This is a genomic window from Actinomycetota bacterium (genome assembly GCA_013152275.1).
Taxonomy (GTDB): Bacteria; Actinomycetota; Acidimicrobiia; order Spongiisociales; family UBA4744; genus BMS3Bbin01.
Genome location: JAADGS010000018.1, coordinates 109316 through 132548 on the forward strand (window position 1 = coordinate 109316; position 23233 = coordinate 132548).

Genomic DNA, 23233 nt, shown 5'->3' on the forward strand with positions numbered 1-23233 from the left:
GAATACTGCGAGTCGTGGGAGCCCGCCGAGTGGGGCAGGGCGCACCGCTCGATGGTGCGCCGGGGGGATTGGTCAGGGGGTTCGGCTTCCGACTTTCGGCGGCCGGCGACAGCCGCGACGCCCGCCCCACGGGCTCACTTCGTCGTGAAATCGCGATGCGAGGCACGAAGCACCGTGCACCTCGGACCTGGTACTTCGTGGCCCGTGCGGGTCGCGAAGCAGGCTCCCAAGAGGCCGAATACTGCGGATCGTCGACTCGCAGTATTGTTGAGCAGTCATGGCCATCGATCGCCTCAAACTCGACCGCGCCCACGAACAGTGGGACACCGCCCGCTTCCTCGGCCTGGCCGTCGTCGTCGGTGTCCTGGTCGGTGCGGCCGCCTCTCTGCTGATAGCGATGATCCAGTGGGTGCACGACCGGGTCGCGCTGATTCCGTTCGGGCGGTGGGTGCCGCTCCTCGTCATCCCTCTCGCAATCCTGGTGGCATGGTTCATCGCGAGCCGGTGGTCGCCCGAGGTCGAGGGCGACGGCGTCCCGGCAACGGTCGAGGGGTTGACGATACGGGCCGGGTACCTACCGAGCCGGTCCGTGATCTGGAAGTTCATCGTGACGACGCTGACCCTGGGCGCGGGTGGCTCGGGAGGTCGGGAGGGTCCGATCGTGCAGATCGGGGCCACGATCGGCTCGTCCATCGCCCGGCACACGAACCTGGGCGAGGATCAGGTCCGGAGCCTGGTCGCCGCCGGCGCGGGGGCTGCCATCGGTGCGAGCTTCAACGCTCCGATCGCAGGCATGCTCTTCGCCATGGAAGTGATCCTGCGCACACTCTCGATTCGGCATCTCTCGGCAGTGGTCGTCGCGTCGGTCGCCGCCGCCGTGACGACCAGGAGCATATCCGGCGGAGAGGAGATCCTGAGGGCGCCGGCGTACGGCCTCATCGCACACAGAGAATGGCAGGAACTGCTCGTCTACGCCGCGCTCGGGATCGCCATCGCCGTCCTCGCCTGGGCATTCCTGCGGATACTGGGAGCAGTCGAGGACATCTCGGATCGATTCTCGAGATGGCCCTGGCTGCGACCCCTTGCCGCCGGGCTCGTCATCGCGCTGATCGGTGTCGTGGAGCCGGACGTGCTCGGCACCGGACAGGACTTCGTGGCACGGATCGTCAACATCTCGGTCTCCGGAACCCAGATCTGGTGGCTGTTGATGGTTCTCGCCGTGCTGAAGATGGTCACCACGTCTGTGACGATCGGTTCTGGCGGTTCTGGCGGAGCGTTCATGCCCAGCCTCTTCATCGGCGCGGCCTTCGGTGCCGGTCTCGCCGAGCTCCTGGCTCCTGCGTGGACACTGTCGGCGCTTCGACCCGGCCCGTTTGCCGTCGTCGGGATGGCTGCCATGTTCGCGGCGGTCGCTCGCGCGCCCCTGACCTCGATTCTGATCGTGTTCGAGATCACCCAGGACTACAAACTCGTGCTGCCGCTCATGCTCGCCGTGTCCCTCGCCACCCTCATCGCCGACGTGTTGAGTCCGGAGAGCGTGTACACGATGCCGCTGATCCGCAAGGGCATCCAACTGGCCCGCGCTTCGGAGGTCGACGTCCTCGACACCATCAAGGTCGGAGACGTGATGTCGCGCCAGGTCCCGGTCGCTCCGCACATGACCCTGGAGGAGGCTGCCGAGATTCTCAACGAACATGGTCATCATGGCGCTGCGGTGCTCGACCACGGCCGTCTCGTCGGTGTGTTGAGCATGTCGGACATCCTTCGGTACAAGTCGACCGGTCTGGTCGCCGACGCGATGACACACCGTCCGGTGACCGTTACCGCCAATACGCCGGTGAGTGAGGCGCTGGAACGCATGGCGGCGATCGGTGTTTCGCGGCTCCCCGTCGTCGCGGAAGACGACCCGACCCATCTCGTGGGGATGTTCCGGCGGAGAGATATCGTCAGGGCGTACCACATCGCTCTGGGCTCCGCCACGGGTGTCCAACTCGCGAGAGACCGTCTGCAACGAAAGACCGAGCCCGGCGTCTCGTTCTTCGAGATCCGGGTGCCGGAGCAACTCAGCGGGCAGCTCCTCAAAGACGTCTCGTGGCCCGAGGACAGCACGATCGTCTCCGTCAGACGCCGAACGACGGTCTATGTCCCTCGGGGGGATACACGTCTGCAAGCAGGCGATGTCATCACGGTGTTCGGCACGAACGCAGCCAGAGACGAACTGGTCGCCCGCATGGAGCACACCGGCATGGCAGGTCCCGTAGGCATGTAATAGAATTGGGTCGAGGAGTAGTCATGACCCTTCGTAAAGGCATGCACGTTCGGGAGTTGACCAAGAAGATCGGTCAGGTCGGGCGCACCGGCGTCGTTGTCGGGATTCGTGACGGGATCGTCGAAGTGCGTTGGGACGATGGCCGGGTCAGCACACTCTCCGGAGCCGTGCTCGTACCAATTCGAACTTCATCGAACGCGGCCGAGTAGCACGGCGCGCTCTCAGGACGCCTGAGCCGCTGCGGTTGCCGGTTCGGGCAGCGTCAGCGTGAACGTGCTGCGCCCGCCGCCCGAGTAGACGAGGTCGCCACCCATGAGTCGGGCGAGATGCCTCGACACGGTCAGGCCGAGCCCGACCGAATTCGGCTGGGACCCCGGTTCGTGATCACGCGCGTACGGTTCGAAGATCTGTTCCTCGAGCCCCGGGCTGATCCCTGGGCCGTCGTCGGAGACGTGCAGCGCGACGAATCCGTCCTCCACCGCGGTACTCACGTCGATGTGCCGGCCCCCGTAGCGGACGGCATTGGTGATGAGGTTGCGGATGACCTGGCGGAGCCGGGCCGGATCGGCCCACGTCTCGGCGTGGTCGGCGGTGACCGTGATGCGTCGCTGGGAGGGCTCGTCGAGCGCGGCGACGACCCTTTCGATCTCGTCGGTGATCTCGACAACTCGAGGGGTGATCGTCACCTTGCCGATGTCCGCGCGCGCGGCGACCAGCAGGTCCTCGACCAGGTTGGCGACATCGGAGGCCTGGTCGGCGAGCAGGCCCATGAACTCGCTGATCTCATCGGTGGAGAAGATCTTCCATGAGGATCGCAGCTCCTCGGCGAGGCCGACCACTGCCGTGAGGGGGGTGCGCAGCTCGTGAGAGACGGAAGCGACGAACTCGTCCTTGGATTGGATGAGCCGTTCCAGGCGGCGTTGCGTCTCGATGCGCTCTGTCATGTCTCGGAATGTGGCCGAGATGTGGGTGATGGTCCCGTTGTCGTCGCGATGTGCGAGCACCACGGACGATCCTGGGACCGTCGCGCCGCTCGGGGAGTGCAAGGTCATGTCACCGGTCCACCAACCCGAGGTGCGCAGCGTCCGGAAGATGTCCATGACACTTTCTCCGGAGTCCGTCTCGATCATCTCGGCGACGTCCAGGGGCGGCAGAGAACCCTGAGATGAGAGCCCGTACCATTCGCGCCCGGCGCGATTCACGTACGTCATGTGGCCTTTGACGTCGATGATCCCGACCAGGTCCGGGGTCGCCTCGAGGATCTTGATCATCTGGTCCCGGTCGGCCTCCGCCTTGCGGCGCTCGGTGATGTCCTGGATCAGTCCGATCATCAGTTCCGGTGCACCCTGATCGTCATGGACGACGGTGACGGAGAACTCGACCCAGATGATGTGATGGTCGGCGTGCAGGAATCGCTTCGAGAATCGGTAGGAGGGGATATCGCCGGCGAGGAGCTGTTCCCTGAGCCTGACGTCGATGTGCCGGTCCTCGGGATGGGTGATGTCGGCGATGGACATCGTCTCGAGTTCTTCGACGGTCCTGCCGAGCATGAGGGCGAGTTCTGCGTTGGCGGCGATGATCTGCAGGTCGAGGCCTACTGCAGCGATGCCGATCGGGGCGTGCTCGAAGATTGCTCGCAGCCGGGCCTCCGACTCGCGCAGGGCTTCCTCCACCCGGTGGCGTGCCGAGGTATCGGTCAGGGCGCCTTCGAAGTAGGCGGTCTCACCGTTCTCGTCGTACACCACCCGGGAGCTGTCCCGCACCCAGATCGTGCTTCCGTCGTACCTGCGGAGCTGCTCCTCGACACCGATGAACCTGCCTTCGGTCTCGAGCCTTTCGATGATCTCTTTTCTCCGGGCTTTTCGGACGTACGCGTCGTGCACGTCGAGGTCGAGCATCGTCTCTCGATCCGGATACCCGAGCAGCTCGACGAGGGCGGGGTTCGCATCGAGGATCCGGCCCTCGGGATTCGTCCGATAGAGGGCCGCCGGAATCCCTTCGAACAGGCTTCGGTACCGTTCCTCCGATGCGGCGAGGGCCTCTTCCGCGGCCTTTTGTTCCGAGATGTCGAGCGTTTGCGCGAAGTAGGAGTGGGGACTGCCTTCCTCGTCACGGATCAGTGTGGCGACGATACAGACCCGAAAGACCGAGCCGTCCGACCGTACGAAGCGATCCTCGATCTGCCAGTGGGTGACACCACCGTCGAGGGCGGCGCGGAGCCGCTGCTCGGCCGCTTCCTGATCGTCCTCGTGGACGATATCTCGCCACGACATGGTGAGAAGGGTGGGTTCGTCGTATCCGACCTGTTCACAGAACGCCGGATTCACCTGGGTGATCGTGCCCTCGAGCTCGAACATGACCATCCCCATCGCGGCGCCTTCGAACGACAGACGGAATCGTTTCTCGCTTGCGGCAAGGTCTCTGCGTGACTCGTCGACGACCTTGGAGATGTTGAGCATGATCACCGCGGTGTAGAGCACGATGGCGAGTGGCAGACCGAACTCGCCGATCCAGTCGATCCAGCCATTGGTCGCGCCGTGAAAGAAGGGCAGTGCGCGGGCCGCCAGGTGTACCAGAGCCATGCCGAGGATGAGCACGAGGGTTGCCGTGATTATGCGCAGTGCCTGGTCTCGATCCAAGAGGATCGCTGCGATGACGACCACGTAGGCGAGGAGGAAGTAGACGGCCGGGACGGGGCCGAACATCCACCAGATGAGTCCGGTCCCGGCGAGATCGATCGCCAGAGCCCTGGTCGTGCCGGCCTTCTGGGGCCATACGGTGTTCCAGGTCAGGGCGAGGGTTGCCGCGATGACGAGGATCCCCACATCGGGCGAGCGATGCAGCCACCAAACGACCGCGAGCACCGGCACGGCAATGGCGTATCCAATTGCTCGCAAGCGCAACAATGAGCGCGCAACGGTTTTCGGGAAGCGCCCGTTCATGGCGCAGATATCGGCCGTGTCGGCGGCGGTCTTGAGCTAAAGGTATTGACCCGCAGTCACGTCGGGAGCTTCCAGCGATTTGCGGGACCGGACCTCCTGGAGTTGAGCTTGTGCCGCCATCTGCTGGGTCCACAAGCTCGCCTGGATGCCGTGGAAGAGTCCCTCGAGCCATCCGACGAGTTGCGCCTGGGCGATACGGAGTTCGGATTCGGAGGGGATCTGCGAAGTGAGGGGGAGGAACACGTCATCCAGTTCCTCTCTCAAGTCGACCGAGAGCGCCTCTTTGAGCTCCTCCAGGGTGCGTGTGTAGACGGCGAGGAGTCGTTTGCGCCCCGCCTCGTCGAGGGGGGCCTGGCGAACTTCGTCGAGCATCGCTCGGGTCATCGACGCGATGCGGATCAGCTTGGTCGGTTGCGTGACCGCCGACTCGACGATCTCGGGTTCCGCCGCCTGCTCGTCGGCCTGCTCGACCACCTGCTCGTCTGTGCCCTCGCCGGTGTGCTCGTCCGTATGTTGGATCGTGTGTTCATCCATGACGAGCCGAGCCTAGTGCCTTGCCTGGCGGAGGATGTGGCCGGGATTTCGTATTTCGTACTTCGTCCTTCGTATCGCGGCCCGGTGCGAGTGAGGTCGCGGGGCGGGAATGGGCCGGCTGCCACCCCTGGCATCGAGCCGTTGGATGTTGTAGACTAACGTCAAACAGCAAGGAATGGTATGACGGACGAGTACCCACAGATTCTCGACACGGCACATGTCGCCGAACTGCTCGGCATGAACATCCAGATGGTGCGCAAGTACGCGAGAGAAGGACGCATCCCCGCCTACCGGTTGCCCGGGGGGCGCACGTTCCGGTTCTTCCACGACGAGATCATCGAGTTCGTGAAACAACATCCGGCAAGCGAGTTGCAGGACGATCTGGAGTCAGGCGGGTAACGGGGGGATGCGTGCCGAGTGCGCTTTGAAGAACCGCTAGCCCTTGTGGCGAACGACGAACGCGATCTGCGACAGCGGAACGAAGATGTCCTGACCGTCGGCAGTCGTGAGCATCAGGTGGTCCTTCGCCACGGCGGCGATGCGTCCCTTCATGGAGACCCCCGCGAGGGGGGCGACGATCTCGATCGGCTCGCCGGTGAGCTCGTGCTCGGAGAGCCGTGCCTTGAACGTCTTCGCGCCGGCGACGCGATCGAAGCCGTCCGAGTACGCACGGCGCCTGATCACGAGATGCAACGGGCCGGAGAGATTGGCGTCGATCCAGCCGCCATCGGTTTCCAGCGACACCAGATCACCGCGAGCGTACCGCACCGTTCCCACGTACGAGCGATCGGAAGAGGTCACCGCCACCAGGTCGCCGCGAGTCATCGCGTCGAACGCGACGTCACTCAATGTGCGCGTACGCGCCGCGAGCTTCGCGGCATCGGACTCGGACTCCTCCGCCTCGGAGCGCAACGTGTGCTCCAGATCGTCGTTCCAGTTATCCACAAGTTCTCGCAGCACCTCGGCGAATTGCCAACCAGTGGCAAATCACACTACCGGCAAGATATGATGGCCGCCTCACGGGGAGGGAACTGCTGGGAGGAGTGAGCGCCAGGTTGGGGCCGTTGGGGCGGTTTTCCACAGGTCACTGGGTGATGCTGGTGGCGGGTCTCGTCGCGGTGGTTCTGAACTTCGCGTTTCTGCGCTCGCAACAGAACACGGTGAATGTCGCCATCGCCGTAGAGGACATTCCGGCCGGTGCCCGGCTCGAGACGGACATGATCGGGTTCACACCCGTGCACGCGCAGAGCGACGTCGAGGATCGAATGGTCGGAACCGGTGAGATGGATGGCCTCATCGGTATGGTGGTCGCCCGCTCCATTCCGTCGGGAACCCTGCTGTCCGAACGTGATTTCGTGTTGCCTTCCTCGACCGTGCGAGCGATGAGCATTCCGGTGGATCCCGAGCATGCCGTCGGAGGCGCGCTGCGTCCGGGGGACCGCGTCGATATCCTCCAGTCGGCGGACGGTGCCGCCCGGTACGTTCTCGTCGGGGCGGAGGTGCTGACGGTCGGTGACGGAACCGGCGGAGCGCTCGGTGGCGCAGGCCGCTATGCGGTCACGGTGGCCCTGGACGCGCAATCGGCACTCGAAGTTGCAGCCGCCCTGTCCGAAGGAACGCTGGACCTCGTGCGTTCGACGGGGTCGGCGCCACCTTCGATCTTGGTCTATCCGCCGGTTGATCAGCCGTGAACATCGACCCGGCGGTCGCACTCGTGCTGTCCCCGAGGGACTGGGCGGCTCGGTTGCATCGCCACGCCGTCGACCATGGTGGCGTGCGTGTGAAAGCCCGTATCTTGCGCCCGGAGGAAGCCACGGGTGGCGACTTCGAAGTACTCGTGATCGATGACACCACGTCATTCCTGAGCCAGAGGCTCATCGATGAGATCCACGGCAGTGGCCACAAGGTGCTTGGTGTCTACGACGACGAAGAGTTTCCCGAGGGCTGTGACCGGCTGCAGAGGATGGGTGTGGATGCCGTCATCGGAGCGGAGGCGACAGCCGAGGAATTCGTGCATCGGATAGCCGAGATGCGTCCCGGAGAGGTGATGGGCGCTGCGCGGGTACTCGCCCAACATGCAGCTTCCGGCAAGGTCGTGGTCGTTGGCGGGCCGTATGGGGGCACCGGTTCCACCGAGATAGCGATCGGCCTTGCAGGGCGGCTTCAGGATGGTGGATCGCAGACGGTCCTCGTCGATGCGGACGATGTCGCGCCATCGATCGCCCAACGGCTCGGCCTGCCGCTCGTACCGAATCTGCGAACACTCGTGGAGCACTCCCGGCACGGCGAGGACATCGGGAGCGACGTCGACGACAGTGCCGGATTCCGGGTCGTCTGTGGGATTCCGAATCCTCGTGACTGGTTCGAACTCCGCCCGGCGGATGTCGTCGTCGCCGTCGAGGATCTGGCCAAGACTGCGGATTGTGTGATCGTCGATGTCAGCTCCGGAGTCGAGCGGCTTCCCGGCGATGGCCGGTACCGGCTCTCGAGGAGGCTCATCGCGATGGCCGACGTTCTGATCGGTGTCGGCGTTCCCACACCGCTCGGTGTGTCCCGGTTGCTGGACTGGGTGGCGGAGACCAAGGTGCTGAACGAGCATATTCGGTTGTGCCTGGTCATCAACAGGACGCCGAAAGGAGCGTTTCTACGGAGCGAGGTCGCCCGTGAGATCGAGCGGATCTTCGAACCGTCCGTGCTCAGGTTCCTGCCGACAGACCGGCGCGTGGAGCAGGCGTCTTGGGCTGGAGGCCTCGTCCGAAAAGGGGCATTCACCCGTGCGGTGGCGGCCTTGGCCGCCGATGCTCCGCTGGTCGGGAGTGCTCCATGAGCGCCTACGACGACATTCGCTCTGCCGCGGTCCAGATCATCGAGCGGCGGAAGCTCGACGTGCAGGCCGAGCGCGAGCTGACGCGTGCCGCCGTGACCGAGGCGGTCGGGACCTATCAGCGACAGGCCGACCACGGTGGGAACAAGGCGCTCCTCGATCCTGCAGAGATGATCGAGCGGGTCTTTCACGCCGTCGCCGACTTCGGCCCACTCACCGACATACTCACCGATTCCGGGGTTGAAGAGATCTTCATCGAAGGAGACCGCGTGTCCTCCATCGACGGTGACGGGAGATTGCACGCGCTGAGCCGTCCCACCACGGAGGAGGAGAACCGGCGCGTGGTCGACCGGCTTCTGGCGGACACGGATCGTCATCTCGATGTGGCGAACCCGATCGTGCAGGCCAGGGTCTTGCGAGACTCGGCCCGATTGACCGCCGTCATGCCGCCGATCGCCGATCGCCTCTCGGTCACGATCCGCAGGTATGCGCTTCGCCGGGAGACGCTCGCGTCGCTGGTCGAACTCGGCTCGATGACACCGTCGGCGGCCGGGTTCTTGTGGGCCGTGACACAGGCGAACTCGAGCATCATCGTTTCCGGGCCTCCCGGGGCGGGCAAGACGTCGATGCTTGCCGCGCTGATCGCCGCCATCCCACCGGGAGACTGCCTGCGAAGCTGTGAAGAAGTTCGCGAGTTGCATGTCCCGATCGTTCACGGCTCCTATTACGAGGCTCGGCCACCGTCGCTCGACGGGTCGGGGGCGATACCGCTGCGAGATCTCGTCAAGATCATCTTGGCGATGCGGCCGGACCGGATCGTCGTGGGGGAGGTTCGTGGCGCCGAAGCCTTCGAACTCACGCGGGCCGTCAACGCAGGCTGCGGGTTCTCGTGCACGGTACACGCGAACTCTGCGCGTGAGGCGCTCTCTGCACTGGTCAACGCGGCGCTGATGGCAGGGGAGAACGTCACCGAATCGGTCGTTCGCAACGTCTTCGCTTCCTGCATCGACTTCGTCGTGCATCTCGACAGAGACACGTCGGTGCGGTCGGATCGTGGCCTCCGGCGACGAGTCATGGAGGTGCTCTCCGTCGTTCCGTCGCTGCACGACGACTTCACGACGGAACCGATCTTTCTCCGAAGCGACCTGGGCGGGCCGCTCGAATGGACCGGTGTGTTCCCACCCGACGACCTCACGAGACGCATCCAGCGGTCCCTCCCCGAGGGCATGACACTGCGCTCGATCTTCGAGGGGAGACTGTCACCGTTGTGATCTTGCTTGCCGCCCTTGCCACCGGCACGTTCGTGGTCCTGGTCGCCGCCGCTCTCGGAGGAGTGACTCCCGCCCGGTCCCGTCGTAAGGCCGCTCATCTCGCCAAGACGAGACTGTGGCTGACCCAGGCAGGGGTCGACCTCGCGCCGCTCTCGTTCATCGTCGCGATCGTCGCGTTCGGCTTCGTGGCATTGGTCATGTTCGTGGCGGCCACAAAAAGCCCGATCGTCTCCGTGTTCCCCGCGATCGCCGTGGCATCGCTTCCGGTGCTCTCGGTGTCGCGTCGCAGGGCGCGCCGTATGGAAGAGGTGCATGCGGCGTGGCCGGACGGACTGAGGGATCTCGTCGCGTCGGTCGCGTCGGGCATGTCGCTCGCGCGCTCTCTGGATCGGCTCTCCGAGCGGGGGCCGGTCCCTCTGCGGGCCGCGTTTGCCGGATTCCCGCTCATGGCACGAACGGTCGGGGTCATTGCCGCACTCGAGATCGTCAAGAGCGAACTGGCGGATCCCTCGTCGGATCGCGTGCTGGAGGTGCTGATACTCGCCCAGGAGCGCGGAGGCGCCGCCATCTCCGAGATCCTGGAGGATCTTGCCGAGGCCGCCACTCGCGATCTGTGGGCGCTGGAAGAGATCAGGACCGAATCGCTCGAGCAGAAGATCAACGCTCGCGCCGTGTTCGTGCTGCCGTGGCTGGTCTTGGTGGCCCTCACGTTGCGTGACGGGGCATTCCGGGATTTCTACCGGAGCCCGGCGGGCGTCCTCGTGGTGACCGTCGGGGCCGCGCTGAGCGCCCTCGGGATGTGGCTGGTCGCCCGTCTCGGGCGTGGACGAGCCGAGGGTCTTCGCTCCCGCGGGAGGTGCCCGGTGATCGCCTTGGCTGTCGCCCTGAGCACGGGGATTGCGGTGGTCGCGGCAGTGTCTCTGGTGGCGAAGCCGATGCCCCGACTCGGCCCGCGGGTCCGTCCCTACAGTGTTGCGAGCACGGTCAGTCTCGGGGGAACACCCGAGCTCGGTCGGGCGGGCCAGGCATCGGTCGTCGGGATCCTGAAGGTGATGCTCGACAGAGCAGGCCGGCGACTCGGCCGGATCGTGGACGGCTCGAGCGAACTCGAGATGCGACGCAAGCTGCGCCAGGCGGGTCTGTTCCCGACGGTCGACGAGGGGCGCCGTCTGGCCGAGTACCGGCTTCGCCAGCTGTTCTCCACCGCACTGGCCACGGGCGCCGCGTTCCTCGTGGCGACGGTGGTGGGACTCGATACGAGTGCTGCCCTGGCCGTGGGCGGCCTGGGGTTCATCGTGGGAGCCACCCGCTGGAGGGGTCGTCTCGACAAGGCGATCGATGACCGCAGGATGCGTCTGCGGATCGAGGTATACACGATCAACCAGCTGCTCTCCATGCGGGTGAGAGTGGGCGGCGGAGTCGTCCAGGCCGTCCAGTACGTCGTCTCGCGGGGCGTGGGAGCAATGGCGGGAGAACTCGCCGAGGCCTTGCGACTGCATCGCAGCGGAGTGCCGGCGTCGGAGGCACTCGCTCGCATCGCACACTCGACACCGGAGCCGCACGCCGCCAGAACCTACTGGCTGTTGTCGTCGGCCGAGGAGCGGGGAACGGACCTGGCGGGCGCGCTACTGGCCCTCGGGGAAGACGTCCGGGAAGCACGGCGAGAAGCCATCAGGCGTGCTGCGACGAAGCGACGCGCCGCGATGTTGATTCCGACCATCGCGATTCTCGCACCAATCATGCTGCTGTTCGTGGCGGCACCGCTGCCGAGCATCGTGTTCGGCGGCCTCTAGGGAAGGGGTAGTCATGCAGGCGATCATGGAGATGATTCATCGGGACGAGAGGGGGCTGAACACTGCGGAACTCCTCGGAAACGCGGCGCTGGCGATCATCGCGTTGATCGCCATCTGGGCCGCTCTCCAGGCGCTCGGGCTGGACATCGTTGCATGGATTCGCGCGCAGCTGCTCGGCTGACGGCGCACGCAACCGGTTGGACGAGCGGCAGGTGGAGCCCGGCATCCCCGCTTCGGGGTTCGAGCGCCGAGTCCGGTCACGAGCAACGGTGCGTGTCACGGCGGGATGACGGGCATGGTGCCCCGAAGCCGGTGCGTGACGGGTCGTGCGGCTTTGCGACCGCGCAGTTCGTTCTCGCCGCCGGGCTTGGGCTGATGTTCTTCGTCTTCTTGGCGAACATGATCGTTTTCCAGTACGGCAAGGGGGTCGTCCGAGGGGCGCTCAACGAAGGGGTGAGGGCAGGTGCCCCCTCGGCCGCCGGACTCGAAGACTGCGAAAGGGCTCTCGCAGACACCCTCGGTGACCTGCTCGGAGGAACGATGGGCGAGGGGGTCGCTGCGAGGTGTTCGACCGATGGGGTGTTGGTGAGCGCCGATGCGAACGTGACGTTTCGCTCGTGGATACCGGGAGTGCCCGACTGGACCTTCACCGTGTCTGCGCAGAGTGTCAAAGAGGCTGCGCCGTGAAGGATCGCGGATCTGCGCCCCTCGAACTTGCAGCAGCCGTAGGCCTTCTGCTCATTCCAGCCGTTCTGCTCGTGCTGAGTTTCGCCCCGTGGGTGGAGCGTCAGATGATGGCGCGTGAGATCGCCCGGAACGTCGCTCGCACCGCCGCCGCCACCGCAGAGTTCGCCGACACCGGAGATCTGGTTACACGCGCGGCGCTCAACTACGGCGTCGATCGTGAGGATGTCACCGTGACCCTCGGCGGGAGTGTCGGACGTGGCGGGCTCGTCACGGCAACGGTGGACGTCCGCATGCCCGCGATCGTCATTCCCGGAGTCGGTGAGTTCGGGTCGGTGACCTGGACCGTTCACCACACCGAACAGGTGGATCCGTACCGGAGCTATCCGTGAGCAGGGACCGCGGATCGATCACGATCTGGGTGTTGGGGCTCGTCATCCTGGTGATGGCGCTCGGGGGGTTGTCGCTGGACCTGTGGCGGGGACTCGCCGTGCGAAAGGCGGTCGCCGCGCGGCGGTCGCCGGCGCCTCCGGCATCGATGAGATGGCGTGGCGCAACGGAGAACTTCGACTCGATGCCCCGAGAGCACGCTCGCTCGCCGACCGGGTCATCGCGGCCGAGCCGGATGCCGCGTCGCTCCGGTGGCGGGTGCAGGTGACCCCGCAGGAGATCACGGTGACCGTGGAGCGCGACGTGGATCTGACCTTGCTCGAGATCATGGCTCCCGGCGACGAACCGCTCCGGGTTCGCGTGCGCTCCACGGCGCACCCCCAACGCGGAAGCTGACCGAACGCGGTACTTCGTACTTTGTACCTGGTATCGCAACCTACCCGGCATGCGGGACCGTAGGGCGAACGTCGCGACTCCTGCAGGCTGTCGACCGATGACCGGCTCGCCTTGTTGAAGACGACGGAACGAGGCATAATCACCGTTCCACCTCTTCTTCCAAGGAGTTACGTCATGCAAGTCACGCTGCGCGCCGAAACAGGGCGCGAGCGAGGGAGTCGGCCCTCACGAAGGTTGCGGCGCCAGGGTCTGGTCCCCGCCGTCGTCTACGGTAGGGGCCTGGAGCCCGTCGCGATCGCCGTGAATGCTCGCGAGCTGTACGCGGTGCTGCACTCGGATGCGGGCCTCAACGCGCTCATCAACCTCGAGATCGAAGATGGCGCCTCCCAGCTGACCATGGCCCGTGAGCTGCAGCGGCATCCCGTCCGCGGCGAGATCACGCACCTCGACTTCGTCACGATCTCACTCACGGAGAAGACACAGGTCGAAGTCGGCATCGAGCTGATCGGCGAGTCCGAGGGTGTCATAGAAGGTGGCATCGTCGAGACGATTCGCAACAGTGTCGAGGTGGAGGCCCTGCCGACAGAGATCCCACAGTCGATCGTCGTGGACATCACGGAGATGACGATCGGCGACACGCTGCGCATCTCCGACCTTCCCGCCATCGAAGGCGTCGAGTATCTCGACGACCCGGACGACCCGGTCGTCACCATCGTCGTGCCTGCGGCGATCGTTGCCGAAGAGGCCGTCGAGGGTGAGGAACTCGAAGAGGGCGTCGAGGGCGAAGAGGGCGAAGAGGGCGAAGAACCGGAAGGCGAGTAGCCACCCGTATGAAGGTGATCGTCGGCCTGCGCAATCCAGAGCGGCGCTACGACGGGACCAGACACAACGTCGGAGGGGAAGTCGTCGAGGCCGTCGCGGAGCGATGGGGCTTTCGCCTCCGTCGCGGCCCGCGGCGCGTGGCCGCTTCCGTGGCCCAAGGGAGCATCGGCGGGGTCGATGTGATCCTGGCCCTCCCTCGTGTTGCGATGAACGTCTCGGGACCGCCGGTGGCATCCATCCTGCGCTACTACGGTGCGAGCACCGACGATCTTCTCGTCACGCACGATGACATCGATCTTCCGTTCGGCCGACTTCGCCTGCACTACGGGCGAGGATCCGGTGGCCACAACGGGGTGCGCTCGATCGTCGCCACCATAGGCAGCCGGGACTTCTACCGACTCAAGATCGGTATCGGACGTCCACCGGGGCGCATGGACCCTGCAGCATTCGTGCTGCAGAGATTCGGCAAGGACGAACGTCCCGAGATCGACCGGCTCATCAGCGATGCCGCGGACGTCATCGAGCAGTATCTCGTCGATCCCGAGAGCGCCGTGCAGGCCGCCGGTGGTCGACGGCCGCAGGATCCTCGGTAGGGTGACGGCGAAGGAGGTTCCATTGTTCGTCGCTGCCATCGATCAGGGGACGACGAGCAGCCGCTGCATGGTCTTCGACCATGCCGGAATGGTCGTCTCGTCTGCACAGAAAGAACATCGACAGATATTCCCGAGACCGGGATGGGTCGAACATGACGCATCCGAGATCTGGGATCGGACGGTCGAGGTTGTCGAAGGCGCCCTTTCGGCCGGCGGCCTCACCGCTTCGGACCTGGCGGCGGTCGGGATCACCAATCAGCGCGAAACGACCGTTCTGTGGGACAGAGCCACCGGGACGCCCGTTCACAATGCGATCGTGTGGCAGGACACACGCACCGCAGAACTCTGTGAGCACCTTGGTGGAGCAGAGGGGCCCGACCGATTCCGGTCTCGCACGGGGCTCCCGATCGCCACCTACTTCTCGGGTCCGAAGATCGCATGGCTGCTGGAACGGTCGGCCGAGCTGAGAGCTCGTGCCGAATCCGGCGACGTGCTGTTCGGGACCATGGACACGTGGCTGCTCTGGAAGCTCACCGGTGTGCATGCGACCGACGTGACGAATGCAAGCCGCACCTTGCTGATGGACCTGGAGACACTCCAGTGGGACGAGACCCTGCTCGCAGAGATGGGTATCCCGCGTGCGATGCTTCCCGAGATCCGATCTTCCGTCGGCGTGTTCGGCACGGCAGCAGGGCCGCTCGAGGGAGTTCCCGTTGGCGGGATTCTTGGAGACCAGCAGGCAGCCCTGTTCGGACAGGCGTGCTTCGATCCGGGCGATGCCAAGAACACGTACGGAACCGGCTGCTTCATGCTCATGAACACGGGTGGGCGGCCGGTGCCGTCCAAGAACGGACTGCTCACCACCGTCGGCTACCGCATCGGGTCGGAGCCCGCCGTGTACGCGCTGGAGGGCTCGATCGCCGTGGCGGGCGCCATCGTCCAGTGGCTGCGGGACAATCTCGGCATCATCGAGCGATCCGGCGATGTCGAGGCATTGGCCAAGACGGTGTCCGACAACGGGGACGTGTACTTTGTCCCGGCGTTCAGCGGTCTCTTTGCCCCTCGATGGCGTGCCGACGCGCGGGGAGCGATCGTCGGACTGACACGGTTCGCAACATCAGGGCATATTGCGCGGGCGGCCCTGGAATCGACGGCATTTCAGACCCGGGAAGTGCTCGACGCGATGCGCGCGGATTCCGGTGTGCAGTTGAGAGAGCTCAAGGTCGACGGCGGCATGGTCGTCGACGGGTTGTTGATGCAGTTCCAGGCCGACGTTCTGGGAGTACCCGTGATTCGACCGGAGGTCGTGGAGACGACGGCGCTCGGCGCGGCCTATGCGGCCGGACTCGCGGTCGAGTACTGGGACGGCCCGGCGGATCTGCGGGCGAATTGGAGCGAGAGTTCGCGATGGACGCCGGCGATGGGCGAGAAACGGCGAGACGCACTGTACGCACGATGGAACCAGGCGGTCGAACGGACGCTCGGGTGGGTGCCGGCTGGTAGCCTCGAAAGAGCGGCAAAGGAGTAGGAGCAGCATGAAGATCGTGGTCGGCTTTATCAGGACTCAGGAAGGCGAAGCGGCACTGCAGGCGGCAATCGATGAGGCGAAGTTACGCAATGGCGAATTGGTCGTGGTGCATTCGATGATGGGCGGCGACCACGAGAAAGCGGAGCATGTGCTCGCCTATCGAGAGGAACTCGACGAAATCGAGAGACGCCTCGACGAGGAGGGCGTTGCGCACAGCGTCCATGAGTATGTGCGAGGGTATTCACCTTCCGAGGACCTCATCAAGGCAGCCGACGACGAGGGTGCCGGCCTGATCGTGATCGGGCTGCGGAAGCGCTCCGCCGTGGGAAAGCTGCTGCTCGGCAGCAACGCCCAGGAGATTCTCCTCGGCGCCCACTGCCCCGTGCTCGCCGTCAAAGCGAAATACTGAGTATCTCGTACCCGGCATCTCGTACCTGGCACCAGGTACGAGATACCAGTGCCGTCTGATCGTCGAGAACCGGGAGTTCCCATGCCCTATCGCACCATCATCGAACCGTTCCGGATCCACAGTGTTCAGGCGATCAACTTTCCGACCCGAGAGGAGCGCGAAGCCGCTCTACGGCGTGCCGGATACAACCTGTTCGGACTGCACGGCGATGAAGTCATCATCGATCTTCTGACCGATTCGGGGACCGGCGCGATGTCCTCACGCCAGTGGGCGGGGATGATGGACGGCGACGAGTCCTACGCCGGGAGTCGCTCCTTCTACCGTTTCCGAGACGTCATCACCGAGATCACCGGCTTCTCCGAGATCATCCCGACCCATCAGGGACGGGCATCCGAGCGCATCCTGTTCAGCACGATCGTCGGACCGGGCGATGTCGTGCCCAACAACACGCACTTCGACACGACGAGGGCGAACATCGAGCACCAGGGCGCCGAAGCCAGGGATCTGCTCAACGCCGAAGGGCACGATCCGACGGTCGTTGCGCCGTTCAAGGGCAACATGGACATCGACGCACTCGAAGCCACCATCCGAGAGGTCGGCGCCGAGCACATCCCGATGGTGATGGTCACGGTCACGAACAACTCCGGTGGCGGACAGCCGGTATCGCTTGCGAACCTGCGGTCCGTCCGGGAGGTGTGCGACCGCCACGGGATCCGTTTCTTCCTCGATGCCTGCCGCTTCGCAGAGAACGCCTGGTTCATCAAACAGCGCGAAGACGGATACGCCGACAAGACGCCTCTGGAGATCGCCCAAGAGATGTTCTCGATCGTCGACGGCTGCACGATGTCGGCGAAGAAGGACGGCCTTGCCAACATCGGTGGCTTCATCGGTCTGCGCGATGCCGAGCTGGCGCAAGAGGCACGCAACCTGCTGATCCTCACCGAAGGGTTTCCCACGTACGGTGGCCTCGCCGGGTACGACCTGGAAGCGATTGCGATCGGGCTCCAGGAAGTGCTCGACGAGGAATACCTGCGGTATCGGATCCGCTCGACCGCATATCTCGCCGAGAAGGTGCGTGCCGCCGGTGTCCCGATCGTTCGGCCGCCGGGAGGTCATGCCGTCTATCTCGACGCCAAGGCGTTCCTGCCGCATGTCCCACCGAGCGCCTACCCGGCGCAGGCGCTGGCGATCGAGCTGTATCGGGACGGAGGCGTCAGAGGCGTCGAGATCGGTTCGGTCATGTTCGGCAAGCCGCAGGACGACGGGACCGAGATCCCGTCGGAGATGGAGTTGGTGCGCCTCGCCGTACCGCGCCGGACCTATACGCAGAGCCACATCGACTACGTCGGCGAAGTCGTCATCTCCGTCGCGCAGCACGCCGAGGAGATACGCGGGTACAGGATCGTCGAGCAGGCGCCGTGGTTGCGTCACTTCACTGCCCGCTTCGAACCCCTCTAACTCGTTCTGGTGACGCTTCGACGGGATTATTCCCGTGAAGCGTCACGAGAACGGGAGGATGTAGCATCGATCCGAGAGTGAGGAGAAGTCGTGTCATTACCCGACCTGCTTGGTGTCATCCGAATCTTGATGACCCCGCTGGTGATGGTGCTGGTCCTCACCGACAGTCGAGCCGGATTCCTCGTCGCCGCGGCGCTGTTCGTGATCGCAGCGTTCACCGATTTCCTCGACGGGTACTTCGCCAGACGGTGGGACATCGGGACCGTCCTCGGCGCCTTCATCGACTCGACCGCCGACAAGCTGCTGGTCACCGGCACGCTCCTGGCGCTGATCGCCGTCGATCGCGTGTCGGTATGGGCGGCGCTGATCATCATCGCCAGGGAGATCGTCGTGATGACGCTGCGCGGCGTCGTCGCCATCGAAGGTGAGCTCGTCAGACCGTCCATCTGGGGCAAGGCAAAGGCGAACGTGCAGTACATCGCCATCGTGCTCGCCATGCTTCGTCTCTTCAAGCCGTTGGGGCCGCTGTTTCTCGACGAATGGGTGATGTGGGTGGCGGTGCTCCTGACGCTCGCTTCGGGCTGGGGTTACGTGCAGGCGTTCCGCTCCGTCGTCGGGAGGGTCGATCGGTGAGTGTGTTCGTGACCGGCGGCTCCGGCGTCGTCGGTCGTGAGGTCGTCCGACTGCTTGTCGCCGACGGAAGGGATGTTCGCGCTCTGGCCCGATCCGACGCATCGGTGAGTCTCGTCGAGGATCTCGGCGCCCGGTCGATCCGGGGAGACATTCTCGACTATCCGGGTCTGGTGAACGCGATGCGCGAATCGGAGACGGTCTTCCACATCGCAGGGATGAACACGATGTGTGCTCGGGATCGGGAACCGATGCGGATGGTCAACGTCGACGGTACCCGCAACGTGATCCGCGCCGCGGCGGCCGCAGGGGTCCGAAGAGTCGTCTGCACCTCGTCGGCGGTGACCCTTGGTGAGCGCAGGGGGGAGATCGGCTCCGAGTCGAGCCGCCATCGCGGATGGTTCCTGTCCGCATATGAGCGCACGAAGTTCGAGGCCGAGCAGGTGGCGCTGGGGGAGCGGATCGGCGTCGAAGTCGTCGCCGTCAACCCGTCCTCGGTGCAGGGGCCCGGGCGTGTCACCGGAACCGGCCGCCTGTTGCTCGCTCTTCTCAACGGCAAGCTCCCATTCGTCATCGACACCCGAGTCAGCCTCGTGGACATCACCGACTGCGCACGAGGCCATCTACTCGCCGAGACCAAAGGGGCGACCGGAGAACGGTATGTGTTGTCGGGGTTCACGATGACCATGGAGGAAGCGGTGTGCATGCTCGGCGACGCGGCCGGTGTACCGCTCCGTGTGCGTAGGGTGCCCGGGTCGATGGCGACCGTGGCCGGGGTGCTGGTCGAGGGCGGTGGGCGCCTTCGGAGGCGGACGCCGCCGTTCTGTGGGGAGATGGCCCGCGTCATCCGGTTCGGACATGCGTACGACGGATCCAGGGCGACGCGAGAACTTGGCCTTCGCTACACCGCGCCGCGCGACACCATCGCCAGGACGGTCGCCTGGTATCGGGAGAACGGCTACCTGTAGAGGCCGGTCTTCAGCGGGAAGCCTGCAGCTTCAGGTTTCTCGTCAATGCAGGCGTCGAATGGCGACGCTCCCATTGACAGGAAAGTGGGAAGAGTGGCGGCCACCCGACTGGGAGGCTGAACCGTCGCTGGGGGGCATTGCGAAGTATAAGCCGGTTCAGTTCTGGGGGCTCGGATGGCCGCCAGTCGCTACGGTACCCGACAAGTACGCCGTTGCGGTGGAAATCCGGGCAGACGCCACCGCGACTCGGTGTCGCTACCCTGTGCCAAACGATGCCGGCGCCACTCAAACCTCTCGTCAGCGCTTGGCGCCCCGAACTCATACCCCCGGTCCCCGGTCGAGTCGCGGTGGCGACGGCAGGGCGCGCCTTCCTGCTCGCCGGTCTCGCCTCACGTGCCGCGGGTCCGGTGCTGGCGCTGGTGCCGGGAGAACGAGAGGCCGAGGAGCTCGCGGACGACCTCGGTCTCTTCACCGAGCACGTCGTTCTCCTCCCCGCGTGGGAGACCCTGCCCTTCGAGCACGTCTCCCCGAACGAAGGGACGATGGCGAGACGGGCACAGGCTCGCCACACGTTGACCGGTGGCATGTCCGGAGCCATCATCGTCGCCTCGGCACGTGCCGCTGCGCAGCGGATCAGCCCTTCGCCCATCGACCCGATCGTCGCCCGGGTCGGTGAAGAGGTACCGTTCGATCGGCTCGTGGCCCACCTGGGTGCTGCCGGCTACACGCGCGTGGCCCGTGTCGAGACTCGCGGAGAATTCACCGTTCGCGGCGGCATCATCGACGTCTTCCCTGCTCAGAGCGGCACACCGATCCGCCTCGACCTCTGGGGCGACCTTGTGGAGAGCGTGCGAACGTTCTCCGTGTCGTCCCAGCGTTCGGAGCATGACGTGGCCGAGCTCGTCGCATTCCCGCCCCGGGAGGTGCGTCCAGACGAAGCCATGGTCGCGCTCGCCGCCGATCTGGTCCGTAGCGAGCCGTGGGCCGCGGCGACATGGGACCGCATCGCTGAGAGCGTGATCTTCCCTGGAATCGAGTCGTGGCTCCCCTGGCTGGCTCCTCCCCGGACCGTCCTGTCGGAGATGCCGCCCGGCGGGACCGTGGTCGTCTTCGATCCGGTTGCGGTCACGGACAGGGCAAGGGACCTTGCTGCAGAAGAGAGCGATCTGGCAGAGGCGCTGGCACCGACCTGGGGGTTCGGCGCCCCGGCCGACCACCCGTCGCTGTATCTGGATCTGCCGATCGAGGACCGGCGTGCGCTGCTCGTGCCGCCCGTCGCAACAGGCCCCGACGACACCGTGCTGCGGGTGAGAGGGCTCGATGCGACGCCCGGTGATCCCGATTCCGTGGCCGGAGCGCTCTCGCGGCTCATCGCATCCGGGGCGACCACCGTCGTGGCGATGGACGGTGACGCAGCCGCCGATCGGGTCGCCAGGGTCTTGGGTACCGGCGGGATCGATCTACCGCGAAGAAACCGCCTGGAGGTGGTGGAGTCGGCGGTCCTCGGCACGGGGATCCATCACGGGTTCCACTTCGTCGACACCGGCGTCGCCGTGTTCGGAGAGCAATCGATCGCCGGCCGTCGAAGAGCACACCGTCGAGTCGGCAGGAGGGTTTCCGCCGCCGAGACGGCCAGCTTCCGCGATCTTCGGGAGGGCGACTACGTCGTGCACTACAGGCACGGCATCGGCAGATTCGAGGGTCTCGTCGCAAAGACGGTCGCAGGTGTCGAGCGGGACTACCTGATCGTTGCCTATGCAGCCGGCGACAAGCTGTACGTGCCGACGGACCAGCTCGATGCGATCCGCCGGTACACCGGCGGTGAGAAGCCGAGAGTCTCGAGGATGGGTGGAGCCGACTGGTCGGCAACCAAGGCCAGAGTGCGCAAGGCGGTCGCGGCGGTCGCCGAGCAGGTCGTCAGTCTGCATCGTGCGAGGGCGACCGCGACGGGCCACGCCTTTGGCCCCGACGGGCCGTGGCAGCGCGAACTGGATGCCGCGTTCCCGTTCGAGGAGACTCCCGACCAGATGCAGGCGATCGAAGACGTCAAAGCGGACATGCAATCCGAGCGTCCGATGGACCGGCTCGTCTTTGGTGACGTGGGGTTCGGCAAGACGGAGATCGCGGTGCGGGCGGCGTTCCGTGCGGCCACGGGAGGGCGCCAGACCGCCGTGCTCTGTCCGACCACGCTGCTCGCGCAGCAGCACTTCCAGACCTTCACCGAGCGCTTCGAACCGTTCCCGATACGTGTCGCCATGCTCAGCCGCTTCCTCGGCGCAAGAGAGCAGAAGAGTGTCGTGCGCAAACTCGCCACCGGCGAGATCGACGTGGTCATCGGAACGCATCGGCTGCTGAGCGAAGACATCCGCTTCAAGGATCTTGGCCTGCTCGTCGTAGACGAAGAGCAGCGGTTCGGTGTGGGGGCCAAGGATGCGATCAAAGGCCTGCGTGTCGGTGTGGACGTGCTGACGTTGACGGCCACACCGATCCCTCGCACGCTCGAGATGGCACTCACCGGCATCCGGGACGTGAGCCACATTCGGACCGCGCCGGAAGATCGTCATCCGATCCTCACCTATGTGGGGCCGCTGGAGGAACGGTCCGTGTCGGCCGCGATCCGGCGCGAGATGCTCAGGGAGGGACAGGTCTTCTATGTGCACAACAGGGTGCAATCGATCGATCGGGCCGTTGCCAGACTTCGCGAACTGGTTCCGAATGCCCGCTACGCCGTCGCGCATGGGCAGATGAGCGAAGGACAACTGGAGCAGGTGATGCTCGACTTCTGGAATCACCGGTTCGACGTGCTCGTCGCCACCACGATCATCGAGTCGGGTCTCGACCTGCCGACGGTCAACACGTTGCTCGTCGAGCGGGCAGACCTGCTCGGGCTCGCGCAGCTGTACCAGCTCAGAGGAAGGGTCGGACGGTCCAGCCAGCGGGCATACGCCTACCTGTTCCATCCGCCGGAGCAGTCCCTGAGCGAGGAGGCACGGCGGCGGCTGCGTTCGATCGGCGAGCACACCGAACTCGGATCCGGGTTCGACGTTGCATTGCGGGACCTGGAGATCAGGGGGGCCGGAAGCATCCTCGGCGAAGTGCAGTCCGGGCATATCGCCGCCGTCGGCTTCGACTTGTATGCGAGGCTCGTTGCCGAAGCGGTCGGGGAACTCGAAGGAAGGCCGGCGTCTGAAGATCGCCCGGCAGAAGTTCGCATCGAGATCCCCGTCAACGCCTACTTGGCCGAAGAGTTCATTCCCGACCAGGAAGCCCGACTGGAGGCGTATCGTCGACTCGCCACCGCCACGACCGTGAGTCAGGTGGCCGATGTCGCCGCCGAGTGGAAAGACCGCTACGGGCCATGGCCGGGGGCCGTCGATGCGCTCTTGGCGGTGGCGGAGCTGCGGGCAGAGGCACTGCGCGTCGGTCTCGAGGAGATCGTCTCGCTCGGACGCGAAGTACGGTTTGCCCCTGTCGACCTCTCCATATCGCAAGAGGTCAGACTCCAGCGCATCGCCCCGAAAGCGGTGCTGCGCGCCGCCGAGAGCGCGCTGTTCCTGCCTTCGCCGCCACCCGGGCGGACGATCGAGGTGCTCAGCGGCTTCGTTCGCGAGATGTGGCCCGAGTCCAGCGATGGTGCGGCCCGGCAGAAGTGAGCAGTTCACTTTCCTGGTTGCAGCACCTGCTGCCTACTATTCGTCGCTCTTCGCCTACTATTCGACAGT

The 23233-nt window shown here is 65.3% G+C and carries 22 protein-coding genes; 19 read left to right on the top strand and 3 right to left on the bottom strand.

Annotated features, from left to right (window positions below; genetic code table 11):
* The first annotated feature begins 277 nt into the window (after positions 1–277).
* Together GXP34_01765 and GXP34_01770 are read left to right on the top strand one after the other, a co-directional pair.
* The gene (locus GXP34_01765; protein NOY54691.1) at positions 278–2269 is read left to right on the top strand and encodes a CBS domain-containing protein; all 1992 of its coding nucleotides are present in this window, start codon (positions 278–280) and stop codon (positions 2267–2269) included.
* A 23-nt stretch (positions 2270–2292) separates the two neighbouring features.
* Positions 2293–2478, top strand: coding sequence for a hypothetical protein (locus GXP34_01770; protein ID NOY54692.1), 186 nt, complete (start codon positions 2293–2295; stop codon positions 2476–2478).
* Between the two features lie 12 nt (positions 2479–2490).
* On the opposite strand, the gene GXP34_01775 is transcribed toward GXP34_01770, so the two are convergent.
* Positions 2491–5166, bottom strand: a complete 2676-nt coding sequence (locus GXP34_01775; GenBank protein NOY54693.1) for a PAS domain S-box protein — start codon at positions 5164–5166, stop codon at positions 2491–2493.
* A gap of 81 nt (positions 5167–5247) precedes the next feature.
* Positions 5248–5745 (bottom strand): DUF2587 domain-containing protein, encoded by a 498-nt coding sequence (locus GXP34_01780; protein ID NOY54694.1) that lies wholly within the window; start codon positions 5743–5745, stop codon positions 5248–5250.
* Positions 5746–5925: 180 nt separating this feature from the next.
* Here GXP34_01780 and GXP34_01785 point away from each other — a divergent pair, with 180 nt between their 5' ends.
* The gene (locus GXP34_01785) at positions 5926–6144 is read left to right on the top strand and encodes a helix-turn-helix domain-containing protein (protein NOY54695.1); all 219 of its coding nucleotides are present in this window, start codon (positions 5926–5928) and stop codon (positions 6142–6144) included.
* A gap of 36 nt (positions 6145–6180) precedes the next feature.
* Here GXP34_01785 and GXP34_01790 read toward each other — a convergent pair whose 3' ends face one another.
* A complete protein-coding gene (locus tag GXP34_01790; GenBank protein ID NOY54696.1) occupies positions 6181–6690 on the bottom strand; it encodes a hypothetical protein in 510 nt (169 codons plus the stop codon).
* 155 nt (positions 6691–6845) lie between these two features.
* Here GXP34_01790 and cpaB point away from each other — a divergent pair, with 155 nt between their 5' ends.
* The 16 genes from cpaB to mfd all read left to right on the top strand — a co-directional run bounded on the left by cpaB (position 6846) and on the right by mfd (position 23164).
* Positions 6846–7436 carry a Flp pilus assembly protein CpaB gene (cpaB, locus tag GXP34_01795; GenBank protein ID NOY54697.1) on the top strand — a complete coding sequence of 197 codons (591 nt, stop codon included), beginning with the start codon at positions 6846–6848 and terminating at the stop codon, positions 7434–7436.
* On the top strand, positions 7433–8572 hold the full coding sequence (locus GXP34_01800; protein NOY54698.1) for a hypothetical protein: 1140 nt from the start codon (positions 7433–7435) through the stop codon (positions 8570–8572). Before cpaB ends, GXP34_01800 begins: the two co-directional genes overlap by 4 nt.
* Positions 8569–9840 carry a CpaF family protein gene (locus tag GXP34_01805; protein NOY54699.1) on the top strand — a complete coding sequence of 424 codons (1272 nt, stop codon included), beginning with the start codon at positions 8569–8571 and terminating at the stop codon, positions 9838–9840. The genes GXP34_01800 and GXP34_01805 overlap by 4 nt, the downstream gene beginning before the upstream one ends.
* Positions 9837–11633 (top strand): hypothetical protein, encoded by a 1797-nt coding sequence (locus GXP34_01810; protein ID NOY54700.1) that lies wholly within the window; start codon positions 9837–9839, stop codon positions 11631–11633. Before GXP34_01805 ends, GXP34_01810 begins: the two co-directional genes overlap by 4 nt.
* A gap of 13 nt (positions 11634–11646) precedes the next feature.
* On the top strand, positions 11647–11814 hold the full coding sequence (locus GXP34_01815) for a hypothetical protein (protein NOY54701.1): 168 nt from the start codon (positions 11647–11649) through the stop codon (positions 11812–11814).
* A gap of 131 nt (positions 11815–11945) precedes the next feature.
* Complete coding sequence (locus GXP34_01820; GenBank protein NOY54702.1) at positions 11946–12320, top strand: hypothetical protein; 375 nt, start codon at positions 11946–11948, stop codon at positions 12318–12320.
* Entirely contained in the window at positions 12317–12709 is a 393-nt protein-coding gene (locus GXP34_01825) for a hypothetical protein (protein NOY54703.1), read from the top strand. Before GXP34_01820 ends, GXP34_01825 begins: the two co-directional genes overlap by 4 nt.
* An 82-nt stretch (positions 12710–12791) precedes the next feature.
* Entirely contained in the window at positions 12792–13103 is a 312-nt protein-coding gene (locus GXP34_01830) for a hypothetical protein (protein NOY54704.1), read from the top strand.
* 174 nt (positions 13104–13277) lie between these two features.
* Complete coding sequence (locus GXP34_01835; protein ID NOY54705.1) at positions 13278–13925, top strand: 50S ribosomal protein L25; 648 nt, start codon at positions 13278–13280, stop codon at positions 13923–13925.
* An 8-nt stretch (positions 13926–13933) separates the two neighbouring features.
* Entirely contained in the window at positions 13934–14518 is a 585-nt protein-coding gene (locus GXP34_01840) for an aminoacyl-tRNA hydrolase (GenBank protein NOY54706.1), read from the top strand.
* Entirely contained in the window at positions 14430–16046 is a 1617-nt protein-coding gene (glpK, locus tag GXP34_01845) for a glycerol kinase GlpK (protein ID NOY54707.1), read from the top strand. Before GXP34_01840 ends, glpK begins: the two co-directional genes overlap by 89 nt.
* 7 nt (positions 16047–16053) lie before the next feature.
* Complete coding sequence (locus tag GXP34_01850) at positions 16054–16455, top strand: universal stress protein (GenBank protein NOY54708.1); 402 nt, start codon at positions 16054–16056, stop codon at positions 16453–16455.
* Between the two features lie 81 nt (positions 16456–16536).
* Positions 16537–17913 (top strand): tryptophanase, encoded by a 1377-nt coding sequence (locus GXP34_01855; protein NOY54709.1) that lies wholly within the window; start codon positions 16537–16539, stop codon positions 17911–17913.
* A 90-nt stretch (positions 17914–18003) separates the two neighbouring features.
* On the top strand, positions 18004–18546 hold the full coding sequence (gene pgsA, locus GXP34_01860) for a CDP-diacylglycerol--glycerol-3-phosphate 3-phosphatidyltransferase (GenBank protein NOY54710.1): 543 nt from the start codon (positions 18004–18006) through the stop codon (positions 18544–18546).
* On the top strand, positions 18543–19511 hold the full coding sequence (locus GXP34_01865) for an NAD-dependent epimerase/dehydratase family protein (GenBank protein ID NOY54711.1): 969 nt from the start codon (positions 18543–18545) through the stop codon (positions 19509–19511). Before pgsA ends, GXP34_01865 begins: the two co-directional genes overlap by 4 nt.
* Before the next feature lie 272 nt (positions 19512–19783).
* A complete protein-coding gene (gene mfd, locus GXP34_01870; protein ID NOY54712.1) occupies positions 19784–23164 on the top strand; it encodes a transcription-repair coupling factor in 3381 nt (1126 codons plus the stop codon).
* The last annotated feature ends 69 nt before the right edge of the window (positions 23165–23233 follow it).

Coding starts and splice junctions, on each gene's coding strand:
- GXP34_01815 (NOY54701.1), top strand. CDS start 11,647: ATGCAGGCGATCATGGAGATGATTCATCGGGACGAGAGGGGGCTGAAC.
- GXP34_01805 (NOY54699.1), top strand. CDS start 8,569: ATGAGCGCCTACGACGACATTCGCTCTGCCGCGGTCCAGATCATCGAG.
- GXP34_01855 (NOY54709.1), top strand. CDS start 16,537: ATGCCCTATCGCACCATCATCGAACCGTTCCGGATCCACAGTGTTCAG.
- GXP34_01840 (NOY54706.1), top strand. CDS start 13,934: ATGAAGGTGATCGTCGGCCTGCGCAATCCAGAGCGGCGCTACGACGGG.
- GXP34_01850 (NOY54708.1), top strand. CDS start 16,054: ATGAAGATCGTGGTCGGCTTTATCAGGACTCAGGAAGGCGAAGCGGCA.
- GXP34_01835 (NOY54705.1), top strand. CDS start 13,278: ATGCAAGTCACGCTGCGCGCCGAAACAGGGCGCGAGCGAGGGAGTCGG.
- mfd (NOY54712.1), top strand. CDS start 19,784: ATGCCGGCGCCACTCAAACCTCTCGTCAGCGCTTGGCGCCCCGAACTC.
- GXP34_01780 (NOY54694.1), bottom strand. CDS start 5,745: ATGGATGAACACACGATCCAACATACGGACGAGCACACCGGCGAGGGC.
- GXP34_01765 (NOY54691.1), top strand. CDS start 278: ATGGCCATCGATCGCCTCAAACTCGACCGCGCCCACGAACAGTGGGAC.
- GXP34_01770 (NOY54692.1), top strand. CDS start 2,293: ATGACCCTTCGTAAAGGCATGCACGTTCGGGAGTTGACCAAGAAGATC.
- GXP34_01785 (NOY54695.1), top strand. CDS start 5,926: ATGACGGACGAGTACCCACAGATTCTCGACACGGCACATGTCGCCGAA.
- glpK (NOY54707.1), top strand. CDS start 14,430: ATGCCGCGGACGTCATCGAGCAGTATCTCGTCGATCCCGAGAGCGCCG.